The following is a 3111-nucleotide window of genomic DNA, read 5'->3' as shown; positions in this document are numbered from 1 at the left end:
CTCGCCGACGACCCGCTGATGCTCTACTTCACCTCGGGCACCACCGCCCACCCCAAGCTGGTCGAGCACACCCACAGCAGCTACCCGATCGGGCACCTGGCCACCATGTACTGGATCGGTCTCGAGCCGGGCGACGTGCACCTGAACATCTCCTCGCCCGGCTGGGCCAAGCACGCCTGGTCGAACCTGTTCGCCCCGTGGAACGCCGAGGCGACCGTCTTCATCCACAACTACGGCCGCTTCGACGCGGCCCGCCTGATGGCCGAGATGGACCGCGCCGGCGTCACCACCTTCTGCGCCCCGCCGACCGTGTGGCGCATGCTCATCCAGGCCGACCTGGCCCAGCTGCGCACCCCGCCCCGCGAGGCCGTGGCCGCCGGCGAGCCGCTGAACCCCGAGGTCATCGAACAGGTCCGGCGGGCCTGGGGCGTGACCGTCCGGGACGGCTTCGGGCAGACCGAGACCGCCGTGCAGGTCTCCAACAGCCCCGGCCAGCCGCTGAAGACCGGCTCCATGGGACGGCCCAGCCCCGGCTACCGCGTCGAACTCCTCGACCCCGTCACCGGCGCGCCCGGCGCGGCCGAGGGCGAGATCGCGCTCGACCTGTCCGCGCGCCCGGTCGGCCTGATGACCGGCTACCACGGCGACCCGGACCGCACGGCGGAGGCGATGGCCGGGGGGTACTACCGGACGGGAGACGTGGCCTCCAGGGACGAGGCCGGATACCTGACGTACATCGGACGGAGCGACGACGTCTTCAAGGCCTCCGACTACAAGATCAGCCCGTTCGAGCTGGAGAGCGCCCTGCTGGAGCACGAGGCGGTGGCCGAGGCGGCCGTCGTGCCCGCGCCGGACCCGCTGCGGCTGGCGGTGCCGAAGGCGTACGTCGTCCTCGCCGAGGGCTGGGAGCCGGGACCCGACACCGCGAAGGTGCTCTTCGAGCACTCCCGGGAGACCCTCGCCCCCTACAAGCGCGTCCGCCGGCTGGAGTTCGGCGAACTGCCCAAGACCGTCTCCGGCAAGATCCGCCGGATCGAGCTCCGCGAGGCCACGGCCCAGGGCTCGCAGAACGAGTACCGCGAGGAGGACTTCCGGTGAGCGAACCGTCCTACGCCCACGGGACCAGCGGCACCCCGCTGCTGGGCGACACCATCGGCGCCAACCTGGACCGCGCGATCGCCGCGTTCGGCGACCGCGAGGCACTGGTCGACGTCCCCTCCGGACGCCGCTGGACCTACGCCGAGTTCGGCGCCGCGGTCGACGAGGTGGCGCGCGGGCTGCTCGCCAAGGGCGTGGCCAAGGGCGACCGGGTGGGCATCTGGGCGGTCAACTGCCCCGAGTGGGTGCTCGTCCAGTACGCCACCGCGCGCATCGGCGCGATCATGGTGAACATCAACCCGGCCTACCGCGCCCACGAGTTGGAGTACGTGCTGAGACAGGCCGGCATCTCGGTGCTGGTCGCCTCGCAGACCCACAAGAGCAGCGACTACCGGGCACTGGTCGAGCAGGTGCGCGGCACCTGCCCGGACCTGCGGGAGACGGTCTACATCGGCGACGCGTCGTGGGAGGCGCTGACGGCGGCGGGGGAGCGGGTGACGGCCGACCGGCTCGCCGCCGCCCAGGCGGAGCTGAGCTGCGACGACCCCATCAACATCCAGTACACCTCGGGCACGACGGGCTTCCCCAAGGGCGCCACGCTCTCCCACCACAACATCCTCAACAACGGCTACTGGGTGGGCCGTACGGTCGGCTACACCGAGCAGGACCGCATCTGCATCCCCGTGCCCTTCTACCACTGCTTCGGCATGGTGATGGGCAACCTCGCCGCCACCTCGCACGGCGCGTGCATGGTCGTCCCGGCGCCGTCCTTCGAGCCGAAGGCCACCCTGGAGGCGGTGCAGCAGGAGCGCTGCACCTCGCTGTACGGGGTGCCGACGATGTTCATCGCCGAGCTGAACCTCCCCGGCTTCGCGTCGTACGACCTCACCTCCCTGCGCACCGGCATCATGGCGGGCTCGCCCTGCCCGGTGGAGGTGATGAAACGGGTGGTCGCCGAGATGCACATGGAGGAGGTCTCCATCTGCTACGGCATGACCGAGACCTCCCCGGTCTCCCTGCAGACCCGGAGGGACGACGACCTCGAACACCGCACCGGCACGGTCGGCCGGGTGCTGCCGCACATCGAGGTGAAGATCGTCGACCCGGCCACCGGAGTGACTCAGCCCCGCGGCACGGCGGGCGAGTTGTGCACCCGCGGCTACAGCGTGATGCTCGGCTACTGGAACGAGCCGGAGAAGACCGCCGAGGCCGTCGACCCGGGCCGCTGGATGCACACGGGCGACCTGGCGATGATGCGCGAGGACGGTTACGTCGAGATCGTCGGCCGCATCAAGGACATGATCATCCGCGGCGGGGAGAACATCTACCCGCGCGAGGTCGAGGAGTACCTCTACGGCCACCCGAAGATCCGCGACGTCCAGGTCGTCGGCGTACCGCACGAGACGTACGGCGAGGAGGTCCTGGCCTGCGTCATCCCGCTGGACGCGGCGGACCCGCCGAGCCTGGAGGACCTGCGGGCCTTCTGCACGGACCAGTTGGCCCACTACAAGATCCCGAGCCGGGTGCAGATCCTGGAGTCCTTCCCGATGACGGTCTCCGGGAAGGTCCGCAAGGTGGAACTCCGCGAGCAGTACGGCGCGTGAGCGAGCGGGCCGGCGCCTCACACACCGTGGGTGTGCAGGGCGTCGGCCGCTTCGTTCACGGGCCGCGGGGTGCCCGCGCGGCCCAGCACGAACAGCGCGATCCGCAGCTCGTCGGCGCGGGCACGGGCGGCGTCGCCGTACCCCGTGAGCGAGAAGTAGGCGCACCCCGCCGACTCGGTCATCGCGTTCAGCCAGAGGCACTCCACATCCCGCAGGGAGGCCGGCCGCGCGGAGGGATCCACCTGGACCACCAGCCCCCGCGCCGCCAGCCCGATCCCGGACGGCGGCCGCTGGTCGGCCCGCCGGATCCTCTCGTGGCCGAGCCATCGCAGATACACCACGACAGCGGTGACGGCATCCCGCGCGGTACGGACGGGCACGCCCGGGAACCCGTGGCGCCGTCCCGGCC

At 71.3% G+C, this 3111-nt stretch carries 2 protein-coding genes and 1 pseudogene; 2 read left to right on the top strand and 1 reads right to left on the bottom strand.

What is annotated here, in order from left to right; genetic code table 11:
• Both C1I97_RS34080 and C1I97_RS34075 read left to right on the top strand, forming a co-directional pair.
• Positions 1–1098, top strand: a 1098-nt coding sequence (locus C1I97_RS34080) for an AMP-binding protein (protein WP_111006861.1), incomplete at its 5' end; no start/stop codon positions are given.
• Complete coding sequence (locus tag C1I97_RS34075) at positions 1095–2702, top strand: AMP-binding protein (RefSeq protein WP_111006860.1); 1608 nt, start codon at positions 1095–1097, stop codon at positions 2700–2702. The genes C1I97_RS34080 and C1I97_RS34075, both read left to right, overlap by 4 nt.
• Positions 2703–2719: 17 nt before the next feature.
• On the opposite strand, the pseudogene C1I97_RS34070 reads toward C1I97_RS34075, so the two are convergent.
• Positions 2720–3111: pseudogene (locus C1I97_RS34070) on the bottom strand (hypothetical protein); the annotation flags it as partial.

Origin of the sequence: Streptomyces sp. NTH33, from assembly GCF_003236365.1 — a bacterium.
In the GTDB taxonomy this organism is placed as follows: domain Bacteria; phylum Actinomycetota; class Actinomycetes; order Streptomycetales; family Streptomycetaceae; genus Streptomyces.
Note: the sequence above shows the minus strand (reverse complement) of the source record. Positions and strands in the feature narration are given on the sequence as shown.